The 16,344-nt window shown below is 69.7% G+C and carries 12 protein-coding genes; 3 read left to right on the top strand and 9 right to left on the bottom strand.

The features are described from left to right. Window positions 1-46: 46 nt before the first annotated feature. From AB0L91_RS06095 to AB0L91_RS06060, 8 genes are all read right to left on the bottom strand, one after another. Window positions 47-484 carry a hypothetical protein gene (locus AB0L91_RS06095; protein WP_365007569.1) on the bottom strand — a complete coding sequence of 146 codons (438 nt, stop codon included), beginning with the start codon at window positions 482-484 and terminating at the stop codon, window positions 47-49. Then, window positions 481-1,128, bottom strand: a complete 648-nt coding sequence (locus AB0L91_RS06090) for a hypothetical protein (protein ID WP_365007567.1) — start codon at window positions 1,126-1,128, stop codon at window positions 481-483. Before AB0L91_RS06090 ends, AB0L91_RS06095 begins: the two co-directional genes overlap by 4 nt. After that, the gene (locus tag AB0L91_RS06085) at window positions 1,115-2,227 is read right to left on the bottom strand and encodes a hypothetical protein (RefSeq protein ID WP_365007565.1); all 1,113 of its coding nucleotides are present in this window, start codon (window positions 2,225-2,227) and stop codon (window positions 1,115-1,117) included. The genes AB0L91_RS06090 and AB0L91_RS06085 overlap by 14 nt, the downstream gene beginning before the upstream one ends. A 190-nt stretch (window positions 2,228-2,417) precedes the next feature. Next, window positions 2,418-6,194, bottom strand: coding sequence for a multifunctional oxoglutarate decarboxylase/oxoglutarate dehydrogenase thiamine pyrophosphate-binding subunit/dihydrolipoyllysine-residue succinyltransferase subunit (locus AB0L91_RS06080; RefSeq protein WP_365007563.1), 3,777 nt, complete (start codon window positions 6,192-6,194; stop codon window positions 2,418-2,420). A gap of 129 nt (window positions 6,195-6,323) precedes the next feature. Continuing rightward, a complete protein-coding gene (locus AB0L91_RS06075) occupies window positions 6,324-9,881 on the bottom strand; it encodes an ABC transporter ATP-binding protein (RefSeq protein ID WP_365011194.1) in 3,558 nt (1,185 codons plus the stop codon). A gap of 47 nt (window positions 9,882-9,928) precedes the next feature. Further along, a complete protein-coding gene (locus tag AB0L91_RS06070; RefSeq protein ID WP_355276254.1) occupies window positions 9,929-10,711 on the bottom strand; it encodes an ABC transporter permease subunit in 783 nt (260 codons plus the stop codon). Then, complete coding sequence (locus AB0L91_RS06065; protein WP_365007562.1) at window positions 10,708-11,679, bottom strand: ATP-binding cassette domain-containing protein; 972 nt, start codon at window positions 11,677-11,679, stop codon at window positions 10,708-10,710. The genes AB0L91_RS06070 and AB0L91_RS06065 overlap by 4 nt, the downstream gene beginning before the upstream one ends. After that, the gene (locus AB0L91_RS06060) at window positions 11,676-12,395 is read right to left on the bottom strand and encodes a hypothetical protein (RefSeq protein ID WP_355276251.1); all 720 of its coding nucleotides are present in this window, start codon (window positions 12,393-12,395) and stop codon (window positions 11,676-11,678) included. Before AB0L91_RS06060 ends, AB0L91_RS06065 begins: the two co-directional genes overlap by 4 nt. A 158-nt stretch (window positions 12,396-12,553) precedes the next feature. On the opposite strand from AB0L91_RS06060, the gene AB0L91_RS06055 reads away from it, so the two are divergent. Both AB0L91_RS06055 and AB0L91_RS06050 read left to right on the top strand, forming a co-directional pair. Further along, on the top strand, window positions 12,554-13,348 hold the full coding sequence (locus AB0L91_RS06055) for an enoyl-CoA hydratase/isomerase family protein (protein WP_355276249.1): 795 nt from the start codon (window positions 12,554-12,556) through the stop codon (window positions 13,346-13,348). A gap of 82 nt (window positions 13,349-13,430) precedes the next feature. After that, entirely contained in the window at window positions 13,431-14,687 is a 1,257-nt protein-coding gene (locus AB0L91_RS06050) for an AMP-binding protein (RefSeq protein WP_365007560.1), read from the top strand. Window position 14,688: 1 nt separating this feature from the next. Here the strand turns inward: AB0L91_RS06050 and AB0L91_RS06045 are convergent, their stop codons facing one another. After that, a complete protein-coding gene (locus AB0L91_RS06045; protein WP_365007558.1) occupies window positions 14,689-15,432 on the bottom strand; it encodes a tyrosine-protein phosphatase in 744 nt (247 codons plus the stop codon). Window positions 15,433-15,830: 398 nt separating this feature from the next. Here AB0L91_RS06045 and AB0L91_RS06040 point away from each other — a divergent pair, with 398 nt between their 5' ends. Continuing rightward, the gene (locus AB0L91_RS06040; RefSeq protein WP_365007556.1) at window positions 15,831-16,310 is read left to right on the top strand and encodes a TetR family transcriptional regulator; all 480 of its coding nucleotides are present in this window, start codon (window positions 15,831-15,833) and stop codon (window positions 16,308-16,310) included. Window positions 16,311-16,344: the final 34 nt, after the last annotated feature.

Genomic DNA, 16,344 nt, shown 5'->3' with positions numbered 1-16,344 from the left:
GCGGACCCATCCGGATCCGCCCCTGTCGCCGGCGGAATTCGCCTTCTCAACATCCGACCCTGATGAAGAGCTGCCTCGTCTCGCCGGAATCGTGGATCACGACCCACCTGGTCGGGCTCTGGTTCAGCTCCACCAGGTGCTCGTTCCCGGCGTCGTTCGCCAGCAGCTGCGCCTGGCCGATGTCGCTCCAGGTTTGGCGCCAATACTTGGGGACTCCCGGTTCGAACTTGTTCAGCTGCGACCGCTGCTTGAATTCCGGGACCTCGCTCCCGGATATCTCGACAACCGCATCCAGGAGCGTGTCGCCGAAGGTCGCGTTCTCGTGGAACCAGACCACTTTCGCGTCATCCGGGAACGCGAACTCGCCGCAGGACGCGAGGTTTTTCAAGTCATCGGAGTCACCGCCGGAACAGCCGACGACCAGCCCGACCAGCAGGCAGGCCAAGCCGCCCGAGTAGCTGCGCTGACGCGCGACCCGGCTCACAGCGTTCCGCTCCAGTGTTGCAGGGCGGATTCACCCCTGGATTTGAACGCGCGCGCCCACCCCGCCTCTTCCAGCTGCCGCGCTTCGTTGTTGATGGTCTTGGCGGGATTGATGTTGATCAGATGATCACCTTTGAGATCGAAGTTGTAGTAGTCGTAGACGTATATCCGGTAGTCCATTTCCGCTCGGAGGCTGCCGTCGTCGGCTGTGTAGACCGTGGTGTCGGTTCCTACCGCGACGTCGAAGTGCCCGAGGGCATTTGCCAGGTCGTCGTCATCGCTGATTTCGACGTTGCCGATCCAGCCGGCGGGGGTGATTTCCCTCGTCGTGCCAATGCGGGGATCCGCTCGCGCCAGATCCTTCACCTCGTCCAGGCTGGCCGCCGCCGCCCGCTGCACAGCGCTCGTTTTGACGATCTTACGGATCTCGGCGCTGTCGAATCGGTAATTGTGGTTGGGACCCTCGTCCCGCATATAGATCCTCAGCAGCTTCGGAGCGAGGTCGTAGCCGAGCGAATCCCAGGCCACCAGAACCGCCGTGAGGTCGGTTCGGGCCAACCCCGCTGCTACTTTGCCCAGGACTCCGGTGTCGGAACCATAGATCGCCCGGTTGCTCGGCAGTTCCCGGTCTTCAGGCGGATGCAATGCTGTTCTCCCACCACACGTTGTTGTCGAGTCCGTATCGCCGCACACCCACGTCGGCGGCCACCTTGTCCGGGATCTCGAACTCGGCCGCATCGTAGGTCGGCCTCGCCCGGCCCGGCGAGTAGTCCATCGCCTGGGAGATTCGCTCCACCGCCGTGGCTATCGCATCTCGTCTCGCGTTCGCCGATGTCTTCATCGCGTCGACGGCGGCAACGATGTCCGTTCGGAACGATTCGCGCATCGGTCCGTTGATCATCAGGGCCCAATGCGACAGCGGGAGAGTGATATCCAGAAAGGTTATCGGCTGTATGAGGTCGTTGCTGAGCCCTATCGCCTGGTTGGAGACCAGGCGCTCCAGGTAGGCACCGCCGTTGCGGACGATCTTGGACGTCGCGTCCAGGTCGTCACTGCGCGTCGAGATCGCCTGCCCGAGGGTGGTCGCACTCGACGCGAAAGCCTCGGCCGCCGTTCCGATCCAGGTGGACTGCAGCCAGCGGAGTCCACCGGAGAGGTTTTGTGACGACACGAAGTCGTTGATGCCGAGTTGGCAGATCCGATCGCCGAGTGGCTGCAATACCTCCCAGTCCGCGGCCAGCGGGTTCAGATAGTCCGCAGCGGGTTTGATTCCGATCGCCTCGCTCAGCTTGTCGTCATAGGGCGAGAGAACCTCTATGCCGCTGTTCACCAGCTGCCGAACCGTGAACTGGGCATCATCGGTCGCCGTGAGCGTCGGCAGTTGCAGTCCGGCGAATCTGTTCACCGCCCCGGGGTCGCCCGAGACGCTCACCGCCTCATCGGCACTCACCGCGGAAATCGCCTGTGCCGAGGTGGTGTCCGTTGTCAGGTACTGGGTTCCGGCCGTGGCGAGAGCGGAGCCGAAGGTGCTCAGGCTCGACAGATCCTGTCCGTGGGATGACGACAGGGTGGTCTGCAATTTCTCGAACGACGGCGCCAGGGTGGACAGCAGTCCGGCGGTACCGGCGGGGATCGAGAAAGTCGACAGCAGGCGCGAGGCATTCGACGAGAAGTTGGTGCCGAGGTCTTCCAGGTCCAGCCGGAATCCGGCGAGGCTACCCAATTGGACCGAGAAGTCGTTCACCGCAGCTCCCACTGGCGGAAGGCGGGATTCGCATCGAGCATCACGAAATAACTCTCCCCCCAAGATGATTCGTCGATGGCATCCTACCGGGCCGCGTGAGGAGCTGAGATATACCTGGACATATATGGAAACGGCTGACGCCGGGCGGATCGTGCGGATCCACCCGGCGTCAGCCGTTGTGTGCGAAGAACTACGCGGTCGGCTCGAAGGCCTCGGCGATGATCTCGGCCTGTTCCACGGCGTGCACCTTCGACGAGCCCGAGGACGGGGCCGACATGGCGCGGCGCGAGATGCGGCGGAGCTTGCCGAGGCGCTCGGGGAGGACCTCGGGGAGGTTGAGGCCGAAGAACGGCCAGGCGCCCTGGTTGGCCGGCTCCTCCTGGACCCAGACGATGTCGGTCGCGTTGGGGTACTTGGCCAGTGCCTCGTTGAGGCGGTACGTCGGGATCGGGTACAGCTGTTCGATCCGGACGATGGCCACGTCCTCGCGCTTCTGCTTCGCCTTCTCGGCGGCCAGCTCGTAGTAGAGCTTGCCCGAGGTCAGCAGGATGCGCTTGACCTTGGTGGTGTCGCCGACGCCCTGCTCGTAGGTGGGCTCGTCGAACACCGAGCGGAACTTCGACTCGGTGAAGTCCTTGATGTCGGAGACCACGGCCTTGTTGCGCAGCATCGACTTCGGGGTGAAGACGATCAGCGGACGACGGATGCCGTCGAGCGCGTGGCGGCGCAGCAGGTGGAAGTAGTTCGCCGGGGTGGACGGCACCGCGACGGTCATCGAACCCTCCGCGCACAGCTGCAGGAAGCGCTCGATGCGACCCGAGGTGTGGTCGGGACCCTGACCCTCGTGGCCGTGCGGCAGCAGCAGCACCACGTCGGAGAGCTGGCCCCACTTGGCCTCACCGGAGGAGATGAACTCGTCGATGATCGACTGCGCGCCGTTGACGAAGTCACCGAACTGGGCTTCCCACAGCACCAGGGCATTCGGGTTGCCCAGCGAGTAGCCGTATTCGAAGCCGACGGCGGCGTATTCGCTCAGTGCCGAGTCGTGCACCGCGAACCAGCCCGGCTTCTCCGAGCCGATGTTGTGCAGCGGGGTGTACTCGGCGGCATTGATCCGGTCGATGATGACCGAGTGCCGCTGGGTGAAGGTGCCGCGGCGCGAGTCCTGACCGGTCAGGCGCACGTCGTGGCCCTGGTCGATCAGCGTGCCGAAGGCCAGCAGCTCGGCGAAGGCCCAGTCGACCTTGCCCTCGTAGGCCATCTCGCGGCGCTTCTCCAGCACGGGCTTGACGCGCGGGTGCACGTTGAAGCCGTCCGGCGGGGTGTTGAACGCGTCGCCGATGCGCTGCAGGACCGACTTGTCGACCGCGGTCTGCACGGTGGCGGGCACCTTCTGGTCGTCCTCGACGGACTCCGACGGCTCCGGAACGTACTTCTCCAGCTCGCGGACCTCGTTGAACACGCGCTCCAGCTGACCCTGGTAGTCACGCAGCGCGTCCTCGGCCTCCTTCATGGAGATGTCGCCACGGCCGATCAGCGATTCGGTGTAGGCCTTGCGGACCGAACGCTTGGTGTCGATGACGTCGTACATCTCCGGCTGGGTCATCGAGGGGTCGTCGCCCTCGTTGTGCCCGCGGCGGCGGTAGCAGACGAGGTCGATGACGACGTCCTTGCGGAACTTCTGCCGGAAGTCGACTGCCAGGCGCGCGACCCAGTCGCAGGCCTCCGGGTCGTCACCGTTGACGTGGAAGATCGGCGCGCCGATGAACTTCGCGATATCGGTGGAGTACTCGGTGGAGCGGCTGTTCTCCGGCGCGGTGGTGAAGCCGATCTGGTTGTTCACCACGATGTGGATGGTGCCGCCGACGCGGTAGCCACGCAGGCCACCCAGGTTCAGCGTCTCGGCGACCACGCCCTGACCGGCGAACGCGGCGTCACCGTGCAGCATCAGCGGCATGACCGAGAAGCCCTCGGGGCCGTCGCCCTTGTTCAGCAGGTCCTGCTTGGCGCGCACGAGGCCCTCGAGGACGGGGTCGACCGCCTCCAGGTGCGAGGGGTTCGCGGTGAGCGAGACCTCGATCTCGTTGTCGCCGAACATCTGCAGGTACTGGCCCTGCGCGCCGAGGTGGTACTTCACGTCGCCGGAGCCGTGGGTGGCCGCCGGGTTCATGTTGCCCTCGAACTCGGTGAAGATCTTCGAGTACGGCTTGCCGACGATGTTGGCCAGCACGTTGAGGCGGCCGCGGTGCGGCATGCCGATGACGACCTCGTCGAGCGCGTGCTCGGCGCACTGGTCGATGGTGGCGTCCATCATCGGGATGACGGCCTCGGCGCCCTCGAGCGAGAAGCGCTTCTGACCGACGTACTTGGTCTGCAGGAACGTCTCGAACGCCTCGGCGGCGTTGAGCCGGTTCAGGATGTACTTCTGCTGGGCGACCGTCGGCTTGACGTGCTTCTGCTCGACCCGCTCCTGGATCCACTTGAGCTGGTCGGTCTCGAGGATGTGGGTGTACTCCACACCGACGTGGCGGCAGTAGGCGTCGCGCAGGATCGACAGCACGTCGCGCAGCTTCATCCGCTCCTGGCCGTGGAAGCCGGCGACGTTGAAGGTGCGGTCGAGGTCCCACAGCGTGAGCCCGTGCTCGGTGACATCGAGGTCGGGGTGGCTGCGGAACTTGTCCTTGACCAGGCGCAGCGGGTCGGTGTCGGCCATCAGGTGACCGCGGTTGCGGTAGGCCGCGATCATCTCGAGCACGCGGGCGCTCTTGTCGACGCCGCGCTCGCTGATGTCCTTGCGCCAGCGGACCGGCTCGTACGGCACGCCGAGGCCGTGGAAGATCTCGTCGTAGAACTCGTCGGAGATCAGCAGGTTGTGGATGGTGCGCAGGAAGTCGCCGGACTCGGCGCCCTGGATGATGCGGTGGTCGTAGGTCGAGGTCAGCGTCATCAGCTTGCCGACGCCGATATCGGCGATCCGCTCGTCGCTCATGCCCTGGAACTCGGCCGGGTACTCCATCGCGCCCGCGCCGATGATCGCGCCCTGGCCCGGCATCAGGCGCGGCACCGAGTGCACGGTGCCGATGGTGCCCGGGTTGGTCAGCGAGATGGTGACGCCGGCGAAGTCGTCGGTGGTGAGCTTGCCCTCGCGGGCGCGGCGGACGACGTCCTCGTAGGCAGTGTGGAACTGGCCGAAGCTCATGTCCTCGGTGCCCTTGATGGCCGCGACGGCCAGCGAGCGGTTGCCGTCCTTGCCGACGAGGTCGATCGCCAGGCCCAGGTTGGTGTGCGCCGGGGTGACCGAGTTCGGCTTCCCGTCGATCTCGGCGAAGTGCCGGTTCAGGTTCGGGAAGGCCTTGACCGCCTGCACGATCGCGTAGCCGAGCAGGTGGGTGAAGGAGATCTTGCCGCCGCGGGTGCGGGCCAGGTGGTTGTTGATCACCAGGCGGTTGTCGATCATCAGCTTGGCCGGGATCGCGCGCACCGAGGTCGCGGTGGGGATCGTCAGCGAGGCCGACATGTTCTTCGCGATGGCGGCGGCCGGGCCGCGCAGCACCTTGGTCTCGTCGGCGACGGCGGCGGCCTTGGGCGCGGCGGTGGCCGGTGCGTTCGACACCGGGGCAGGTGTGGTCTGCGGTGCGCGCACGGTCGCGGGAGCGGGCTTGGGGGCCGGCGCCGGAGCCGGCGGCGGGGGCGCCACGGCGGGCTTGGCGGCGGCGGGCGCGGGAGCCGCGGCGGGAGCGGCGGCGGGAGCGGCGGCCGGCGGGGGTGTCGCAGCGGCGGCGGGAGCCGGAGCCTGGCTGTTACCTGATTCGGTGCCGACCTCCGGAGTGTAATCCGCGAGGAACTCGTGCCAACTGGCGTCGACCGAGGATGGGTCCTGTTTGAACTTCTGATACATCTCGTCGACTAGCCACTGGTTCTGTCCGAACTGGGAAGTTGAGCTGCTCACAGCTGGTGTTCGCCTCATTTCGTTCTTCGCGCTGCGACGTTTGTGACGTGCCCGGCAGGGGTATCAGCGGATGGCTGCCGATGCGCCCTCACCGAGCATATGCCCAGCGGCATACCCGTGTTGCGACTGACCCGATCTCCCCGGGTGCTACCGGTCACGCGCCGACAGTATTCCCTCGGCTTCGGCACCCGCCGCCCAGAGTCGCGCGTAACGTCCGCCCCGGGCCAGCAGTTCCTGCGGCGTGCCGAATTCGACGACCCGGCCGTGCTCGACCACGCCGACGAGGTCGGCCCGCGCCGCGGTGGCCAGCCGGTGCGCGACCACGACGGTGGTCCGGCCGCGCGCCAGCGATCGGCTCGCTACCAGCACCGATGCCTCGGTCGCCGGGTCCAGGGTCGAGGTCGCCTCGTCGAGCAGGAGCAGATCGGGATCGACCAGTTCGGCCCGCGCGAGGGCGATCAGCTGACGCTGTCCGGCGGACAGTCCGCGCCCTCTTTCACCGACCGGTTGGTTCATTTTCTGGGGTAATCCGTCGATCATCTGCGCCGCGCCGACGGTGGCGGCCGCGGTGCCGATGTCCACTGCCGTGGCGAAAGGTTGCCCGAATGCAATGTTGCTCGCGACGTCGCCGGTGAACAGGTGAGCTTCCTGGGGCACAATTCCCAGCCGGCCGCGGAAGTCGGTGAGCACAAATTTACGTAAATCGACCCCGTCGACGCGGATCGAGCCCGCCGCGGGGTCGCCCGGGAGGTCGTAGAGCCGGGCCAGCAGCTTCACGATCGTCGATTTGCCCGCGCCGGTCGCGCCGACGAGCGCGAGCGTCGAGCCCGCCGGGACGGTGAAGGAGACGCCGTCGAGCGCGGGGGCGGCGGCGCCGGGGTAGCGGAAGCGCACGTCGTCGAAGACGATCGCGCCGTCCAGCCGGTCGACGGGCACCGCGTCCGGCGGATCGGGCGCGATCGAGGACTCGGTGCGCAGCAGGTCGCCGATCCGGCGCAGGCCGACCCTGGCCTGCTGATAGCCGTCGAATACCTGCGACAGCTCCTGGATCGGGCCGAACAGCAGGCCCAGATACAGCACGAAGGCGACCAGCGTTCCGGTCGTGGTCCGGCCATCGGCGACGGCGTTCGCGCCGAGGTACACCACGACGGCCAGGGCGAGGTCGGCCCAGGCCAGCCCGAAGGAGAAGTAGGCGGCGATGGCGCGCTGGGCGCGGACGCGGGCGTCGCGGTAGCGGTGCGAGTACTCGGCGAAGCGGCGCGCGGCGCCGGGCTCGCTGCGCGCGGCCTGCACCGCGCGCAGGCCCGCGATGTTCTCCTGGAAATCGGCGTTGACCACCGACACCCGCTCGCGGGAGACGGTGTAGGCCGAGGAGGACACCCGGCGGAACGCCAGCGTGGCCAGCAGCATGGGCGGCACCGTGGCCAGCACGATCAGCGCCAGACCCGCGTCGATGAAGACCAGGCCGACGGCGACGCCGGCCAGGGTGATCAGCCCGACCAGGCCGGTGGCGACGCCGGTCTGCAGGAACGTCGAGAGAGCGTCGACGTCGGTGGTCATCCTGGTCATGATCCGGCCGGACAGTTCGCGCTCGTAGTAGTCGAGGCCGAGGCGCTGCAGGTGCGCGTAGCTGCGCACCCGCAGGCCGAACAGCACGCGTTCGCCGGTGCGCGCGGTGAGCACGGTGACGGCGGCGCCGACGATCAGCCCGGTCAGCACCAGCCCGATCCCGACGACGCCCGCGATCGCCAGCGCGGTGCCGTCGCCCGCGGTGACGCCGGTGTCGATGGCGTAGCGGACCAGCGGCGGGAAGGCGACGCCGATCAGGGCGTCGACGGTGAGCAGCAGCATCACCGCGCAGACCAGGCCGCGCACCGGACGCAGCAGCGCGCGCAAGCCGAAGTCGGGTTGCGGTGCGCGCAGGTCGCCGGGGAGGCCGGGGTGCTCGGTGGCCGGGGGCAGCGCGTCGACGGCGGCGCGCAGTTCGGGCGTCTCGCTGAGGTCGGTGGCCGCCGCGGCCATCGACCGTGGGCGGCCGCCGTCGGGGCGGTTCGTGGTGGGGGAGGGCGCGGTGGGCAGGGCGGCGCCCAGCGGCGCGGGCAGCCGGATGACCCGGTCGGCCTGGGCCAGCGTGGACTCGCGGTGGGCCAGGATCAGCGTCGTCCGGCCGCCGGGATCGGGCAGCCTGCTGAAGATCTCCGCCTCGGTGACGGCGTCGACCGCGGAGGTGGCGTCGTCGAGCACCAGCACGCGGGGCCGGGTGAGCAGGGCCCTGGCCAGGGCGATGCGCTGGCGCTGCCCGCCGGACAGGGTGAGGCCGCGCTCGCCGATGACGGTGTCGTAGCCGTCGGGGAGTTCGGCGATGAACTCGTCCGCGGCGGCGGCCGTCGCGGCGGCCCTGATCTCGGCGTCGGTGGCCTCGGGGCGGCCGAGGGCGATATTGGCGGCGATGGTGTCGGAGAACAGGAACGGATCGTCGAAGACCACGCCGAGCGCGCCGCGCAGTTCGTCGGCGCGCAGGTCGGCCAGGTCGACCCGGGTGCCGTCGGCGCCGACCAGACTGATCCGGCCCGCGTCGGGCGCGTAGAAGCGTGGCAGCAGCAGCGACAGCGTCGACTTGCCCGATCCGGCCGGACCGATGACGGCGACCGTCTCGCCCGGCCGCACGGTGAGGTCCAATTCGTGGAGCACCGGTTGATCGGCCGCGAAGCCGAAACTCACCGCGTCGAATTCGATGCCGAGCGGGCCGGGCGGCAGGGGGACCGGCTTGTCGGGGTCGACCAGCACCGGCGCGGCGTCGATGACCTGGAAGACCCGGTCGACGGCGGCCTCGGTGAGCTGGCCCATGATCACCACCGAGGTGATCGTGCGCGCCGAGGACGTCATGGTGGCCAGGTAGGCGGTGAACGCCAGGAAGGTGCCGACGCCGATCGCGCCGTGCCTGGCCAGCACGCCGCCGACGATGATCACCGCGACCAGCCCCGCCTGCGGCAGCGCCGAGACCACCGGCGCGAACCCGGCATTGATCCGGGCGGCGCGCAGGCGTTCGGCGAACAGGCGGCGGCCGTGCTCCTCGAGCACGTCGACCATCCGGGCCTCCTGCCCGAACCCCTTCACCACCCGCACCCCGGTGACGGTCTGCTCGACGTGTTCGGCGAGGTCGGCGGCGCGCTGCTGGGCCGACCAGGTCGCCGCGTACAGCCGGGGCCGCACCCGCAGCACGATCACCGCCATCGCGGGCGCGACCAGCAGCGCGGCCAGGGCCAGCGGCGGGCTCAGCCACACCATCACCACGGCCGAGAGCACGAACTGCAAGACCGCGAGGCCCGACCACGGGACCATCGCCAGCAGGCCCTGCACCAGCTGGAGATCGGTGATCGAGCGCGACACCACCTGGCCGGTGCGGATCGCGTCCTGCCCCGCGCCGTCGAGCCGTTGCAGCGCGGCCAGCAGCGACACCCGCAGGCTGTGCTGCACCTCGAGCGACAGCTTGCCCGCCCAGAGCCTGCGCGCGAAGGTGGCGACGAACCGGCCGACCGCGAGCAGGGCGAGCAGCGCCGCGGCACTGCCGATGACCGAGGTATCGCCCGCGACCGCCGCGTCGACGGCGCGTTTGGTTGCCAGCGGCGCGGCGATCGAGACGACCGCACCGGCCAGCACCGCGGCGGTGATACCCGCGAGCAGCCGGGGATGATCCAGGCTCAGGCGCCAGAGTCTGCGGATCCAGCCCGGTTCGGTGGCTGCCACCGGGCCTACAGGTCGCGGGTGCGCAGGTCCCACCAGCCCGCGGCGCCGATCGCGGCCGTCCACAGCAACAGGACCACCAGGGCGGCGGGCGTCGGCGCGAAGACCTCGGCCTCGGCGAACGAGCCCGCGCTGACGCCCGCGACCGTGGCGGAGACCGGCAGCAGGGTGGCGAAGCCGCCCGCGCCGAAGCCCTTGACCACCACCCAGATCAGCGGTTCCAGAATGAAGGCCCACCCCAGCACCAGCCAGACCGCGCCGCTGAACGTCCGCAGCAGCAGGCCGAGGCCGGCGCCGATCACCGCCCAGCACAGGGCGACCAGCAGACCGGCGCCGAGCACCTCCGTCAGCTGCCAGCCGAAGTCGAACTTGCCGCGTCCGGCCACCAGCAGGGCCAGCAGGCTCACCACCTCGGCGGCCAGCGCCACGGCGAAGGCGAACGCCGCGGTGGCGGCGAACTTGGCGACGACCAGGCGGGTCCGGTCGGGCGCGAACAGCACGGTCAGCGCCATGGTCTTGCGCCGGTACTCCCCGCCGGTGGCGGCGATGCCGAGCAGGGCCGCCACCACGAACACCGCCGCCAGCCCGAGATACAGCCCGATGGTCGCGGCGCCGGTGGCGGGCTGACCCTTCGGATCGGCGGGCCCGGACATCAGCGCGGTGATCAGCGTGCCGACGAGCGCGAGCGCCACGGGCGCGGCGAGCAACAGCCGCGCCGGGCGCACGGCGACGACCTTGCGCGCCTCGGACTCGATGCCGGGCAGGAGATCGGCGGGCAGCACTGCGGTCATCGTGGCATCCCATACGAGGTCGGCGCCGGGGCGAACGCGGCGGGATTCGCGTGCGGCGCCGGCACGGTGTGCCGGTGGCCGCGGGGTTTGGTCAGCGAGGCGAGGACCCGGTCGGGATGGATCGGATCGGCGACGATGCTGCCGATCCGCACCTGCGCGGCCTCGGCGACCTCGCGGAGGGTGGCCTCGCTCGCCTCGGCGACGGCCAGCCTGCCGTCGGGCCGCATCACCGCGTCGGTGTAGCCCCGCGCGGCCAGCGCGGTGGCCAGCGCGATCGAGGGCGAGGCGGCGACGACGAGCCGGTCCGGATGGCCGCGGCGCAGCTTGGCCGGGGTGCCCTGCCAGACGACCGCGCCCTCGCTCAGCACGACGAGCTGATCGGCCGTCGCCACCACGTCGGCCAGTTTGTCGGCAGTGACCAGCGCCGTGCCGCCGCGGGCGGTGTGCCCGCGCAGCAGTTCGTGCAGCCAGCCGCGTTCCCTGCCGTCGGCGCCGGTGAACGGGTCGTCGAGCACCAGCAGCGGGGGATCGGCCAGCAGCGCGGTGCCCAGTGCCAGCCGGGTCTGCTGACCGGGCTGCAACCGCGCGATCGGGGTATCGGCGACCGTGGCCAGCCCGGTCTCGGCGAGGACAGCCGCGACCCGCCGCCGGGATGCCCCCGCGACCGGCGCGTAGCAGCGCAGATGATCGTGCACCGTGCGCGCCGGATGCAGGCCGCGCGGGCTCAGCACCGCGCCGACGGCGCCCGGACCGGTGCCCGGCACGTCGATCTCGATGGTGCCGGTGCTCGGCTTCTGCAAGCCGAGCACCATCCGCAGCACCGTCGACTTGCCCGCCCCGGTGGGACCGACGAGCGCGGTGACCGACCCGGCGGGCACCGCGAAGCCGACCTCGTGCACGGCGCTGACCAGCTCGAACTGCTTGCCGACACCGCGCAGTCGCACAGCGTCGCCGCGGCGCGCGCTCACTGGTTCTTCGCTATGGGGGCGTCGATCGCGGGCAGCGGATCGGCCTCGATGACCGGATGCAGTGGGGACGGCCAGAACGCGGGCGCCGGCCCGAAAGCCTTGCGCGCGTTGTCGATCGTCACCTTGCCCAGCGCCCGGTTACCCGCGCCACCGATGGCGGCGCCGATGCCTGCGGGCAGGATCTTGCCCGCCATCAGCGCGGCGCGCTTGGTGATGAAGCGCTTGATGAACTGCTGCAGCAGCCGGTTGTTGATCGAGGCGATCCCCGGCACCTTGTTCGCCAGCGTGCCCGCCCAGTTCTTGGACGACGTGCCGAGCCCCTTCTGCACGATCGCCATGCCCGCGTCACCGAGGACGACGGCGAGCACCAGCGCCCGGCGGGCCTCCTTGTCCTCCGGCTCGATGCCGTGGACATAGGCCCTGGCCAAGGTGAACAGGGCGGAGGCCTCCATGAAGAACGCGGTCTCCGCGCTGATCGCGCCGAGGGCGGCCAGCGTGCCGACGCCGGGCACCGCCGCGGTCGCGCCGACCGCCGCGCCGCTGCCGGTGACGGCTAGCAGATACTGCTTCTCCAGCCGCTCCACGAGCTGGGCCGGGCTCTCACCGGGATGACGTTCGCGGAGAAAGGCGACGTACTTGCGCACCGCGGGTGCCTGCAGCTTGGACCCCGTGTCGAGCACATCGACCACGGCCTTCTCGATCGCTTTGTTGAACACGGCGTCGTCCTCCTCCTCGCCCTGACGAAACGAACTGTAGGGCACCGCGGTCCCCGACAGCTCATCATGCCAACGAGCGCCGACACCCCGCCGGTTCCATGATGTGGGCGCGATCTCCGTGCTGGTCCTCGCGCGGGAGCTGGTTCTAGTCTGACCGGATGAGCGCAACGCAGCCGACCCGTTTGATCCGCGACTTCACCGCAGACGGTGCCGAGATCGCGACGATCACCATCGCCCACCCGCCGTTGAACCTGTTCGACCGCCGGCTCATCGATTCGCTGATCGCCGATATCGCCGCCGTGGGCAAGCAGCCGCCGCGCGCGGTGCTGATCCGCGCCGAAGGCAAGGTCGTCTCGGGCGGCGTCGACGTGAACATCTTCGACGGGCTCACCGTCGAGGAGGGCGCCCGTCTCTGGAACGACCTGTTCGCCCAGATCATCCACCCGATCGAGGCCCTGCCGTGCCCGGTGGTCTTCGCCGCGCACGGCCTCACCCTCACCGCGGCCTTCGAGATCGCGCTGGCCTGCGACTTCATCCTGGCCGCGCCCAAGGCCAAGTTCGGGCTGGTGGAGACGGTCGTCGGGCTGACGCCGTCGATGGGCGGCCCGCAGCGGCTGGCCGAACGCGCGGGCTCGGGCCGCGCCCGCGAGTTCGTGATGACCGGTGACCTCTACGACGCCGCCACGATGGCCGAGTGGGGCGTGGTCAACGCGGTGCACGACGATGTCGAGGCCGCCGCCGCGGCGCTGGTCGCGCGCCTGGCCGCAGGCCCGACCCGCGCGCACGCGGCGACCAAGCAGATCATCGAGGCGTGGCGTTCCGGCGGTGTGGCACACGCGGATTCGGTGACGCCGGATATCTCGGGCGAGCTGTTCGCGACCGCCGACCTGCGCGGCGCGGTGCGCAGTTTCCTGGAGATCGGCCCGGGTAAGGCGACCTATCGCGGCGAATGAGCGCGCCGAGTGCCTGACAGCTGTGTGATCCACGTCATATAGTCACAGGTGCGGTGCTGCATCGACGTACGTGGAGGTCCGGATGGGTCAGAGCGAGCACGAGGGCGCGACCATCATCGAGTTCCCTGCCAACGGTGCGGCCGGGCGGCTGACCAGGGGGTCCGACGGGATCCTGCGCTACGGCGACCTCAGCCCGGCCCTCACCGAGCTGCTCGACCTGCGGGTGCACGCGTTCACCGGCCGCGAGGCGGTCGTCGAGGTGGGCGGGCCGCGGCTGACCTATCGCGAACTGTGGCACAGCGCCTCCCGGATCGCCGGTGGGCTGCAGGACCGGGGCATCGGCTACGGCGACCGCGTCGCGGTGCACATGCCGACGAGCGCCCGCTGGGTACAGGCGTTCCTCGGCGCGCTGCTCTCCGGCGCGGTCCCCGTGCTCGTCCCCGATTCGCTGCCGGTCGCGGTGGCGCAGCGGGTGATCGCCGACAGCAGCGCCGACTTCGTGCTCGGCCCCGACGGCCCGCTGCCCGACAGCGCCGCCTATATCGATGACGGTGCGGCACTGGATGATCCGGCGCTGCTCTGCTACACCGGCACGGCCGCCCGGCGGCCGGTGCCGACCGGCGTCGAGCTCACCAACGAGAACCTGCTCTCCGCGGTGTCCTCGGTGATCGGCGCGCTCGACCTGCCCGCCGAGGGCCTGCGCAACCTGGTGCTGCTGCCGCTGGCGCACGCCAGCGGGTGTGTCGACCAGTTGCTGCCGACCTTCGCGGTCGGCGGCACGGTGGTGCTCGCGCCCGGTGCGCCCAGCCTCGCCGACGTGCTCGACACCGAGCGCATCGACACCGTCTCGGGCACCCCGCGCATCTTCGCGGGCCTGCTCCCCGAACTCGTCGCGCGCCGGGCGGGCGCGGGGGTGCGGCGGATCAGCAAGGCCTGTCACCGGTCCGAACGCGCCGCCGCGGCCGCCCCGGCCACGCTGACGGCGGCGCTGCGCGACCTGTTCCCGGCGGCCAGGCAGTGGTCGGTCTGGGGCGCGACGGAGACCAGCGGCATCGGTCTGATGGTCGACGACACCGACCTCGCCGAATCCGCGTCCACCCTCGGATTCGCTTTCGGCGGGACGGAATTGGCCCTGTCCGGGCCGCAGGCGAGCGCGGGCCGCGGCGAATTGCTGTGCCGCGGCCCGAATGTCAGCAGGCGCTACTGGAACGATCCCGACGCCTCGGTCGCCCGGTTCAGCGGAAGCTGGTTCCACACCGGCAATCTGGTGAGCATCGAGGACAACGGTCTGGTCCGCGCGGTGCTGCCGGTGCGGCAGCGCCGCGTCAGCGGGCTGTAGCTCAGCGCAGCCGGGTGCGCAGCGCCGCGCGCAGCGCGCCGGTGAGGCCGATCGCGCTCAGGTAGCCCTCGGTGTCGCCGTAGGTCTCGCGCACGGTGCGGTCGGCGGTGCGCAGGTATTCCTCGTGCACGCCGAGCAGGTCGGCCGACAGGGCCGCGCCGTCGGCGATCTTCGGCTCCAGCAGCCGCCGCAGCGGTTCGACCGCGGCGTTGCTGGCCAGGTAGTCGGTGTAGACGTCGTCCTCGGTGACGTCCACCGCGCGCAGCAGCGTGGCCACCGCCCAGCCGGTGCGGTCCTTGCCCGCCGCGCAGTGCACCAGCGCCGCGCCGTCGCCCTCGGCGACGGAGGTGGCCAGCCGGGTGATCGCGGCGTGCGCCTCCGGCATCACCGGGAACTGCCGGTAGACCTCGAGCATGTGGGTGCGCGCCGAGACGGTCTCGGCCTCGTGCGGCGGCGCCTCGCCCATCCGCGAGTCGAACGGGGTGACGTGCAACCGGACGCCCGCGGGCAGGATGTCGTGGCCGATGTGGTCGATCTCGGCCAGGCCGCGCAGATCGTGCACGTCGGTGACGCGCAGTCCGCGCAGGGTGTCGTGCCCTTTCGCGTCGAGACCGCTCAACTGGGCCGAGCGCAGCAGCACGCCGGGCCGGATCGTCGAACCGTCGGTGGTGCGTAGCCCGCCCACATCGCGGAAATTGAAGGTGCCGCTGAGGGCGAACTGATCGGCAGGAGGCGAAAGAGTCACCCGTCCAGGTTATCGACGGTTCCGCCGGACCCGCGATGGAGTTCGCGGATCCGACACGCACTGTGTTGTGTCCGTTTCGCCGGGTGCCACTGTGCCGTCGCCCACACGCACCGGGGCCTACCTGCGATGACTTGTACACTCGACCAGTGCGCGGATGATGGCGTGGGGGTGGCGTCTGCGGTGAATGTGAACTATTCAAGCCGTATGGTCGGTTTTACAAAAGGTCGCATTCGGATAACAAAACAATCTTTCAGTCTGAAAAGGACGGCTGAATCAGTTCGTGAATCCAGAAAACCTTCTAAGATCGAGCTCGCTGGATAGGTTGATCGGTGCCCGGTCGGTCTCTCCACTCGCTCGCATCGCCGCGGGCAGCGAAATTTGTTGCCGAGGAGTTGTCGTTGAGCGCCAGTCGTGAACTAACCGAGACATTGCTCCGGCCCGCCGTCTGTGAGGCCGTGGAGCAAGCCGCCGCGAATTCGGACGCCACCGGCGTGCGGGCGCTGCGCATGTTGCTGCACGCGGGCATGAGTGCCTACTGGCCGCTGGTGAAGGCCGAGCCCGATCGTCAGATCGCCGCCTACGACGCCGCGTTGCAGACCCTGCGGCACCGGTGGTCGGTCACCGGTGACGCCATCGGTGACCCGACCGCGACCGCGCTGTTCCGGCAGATGGACGACGAGGCCATCGCCTTCCTCGGGCTGTGCGCCCGGCTCTCGGGCACGCAGTGGCTGGAGCCGCTCGACTCCGTCGCCACCTACATCGTCTCGGTGCTCTACGGCGCGGTGCTGCGCTGGCTCGCCGACGGCAACGACGAGACCACCCTGGTGGTCATCGACGACCTGGTCGGCTGCCTGACGCTCAAGGCCGTCGAAGTCTGACCCCGCCGATACTGGACGACTGACCAAATAGGTG

The sequence above is a fragment of the Nocardia sp. NPDC051833 genome (assembly GCF_040681225.1).
Lineage (GTDB): Bacteria > Actinomycetota > Actinomycetes > Mycobacteriales > Mycobacteriaceae > Nocardia.
Note: the sequence above shows the minus strand (reverse complement) of the source record. Positions and strands in the feature narration are given on the sequence as shown.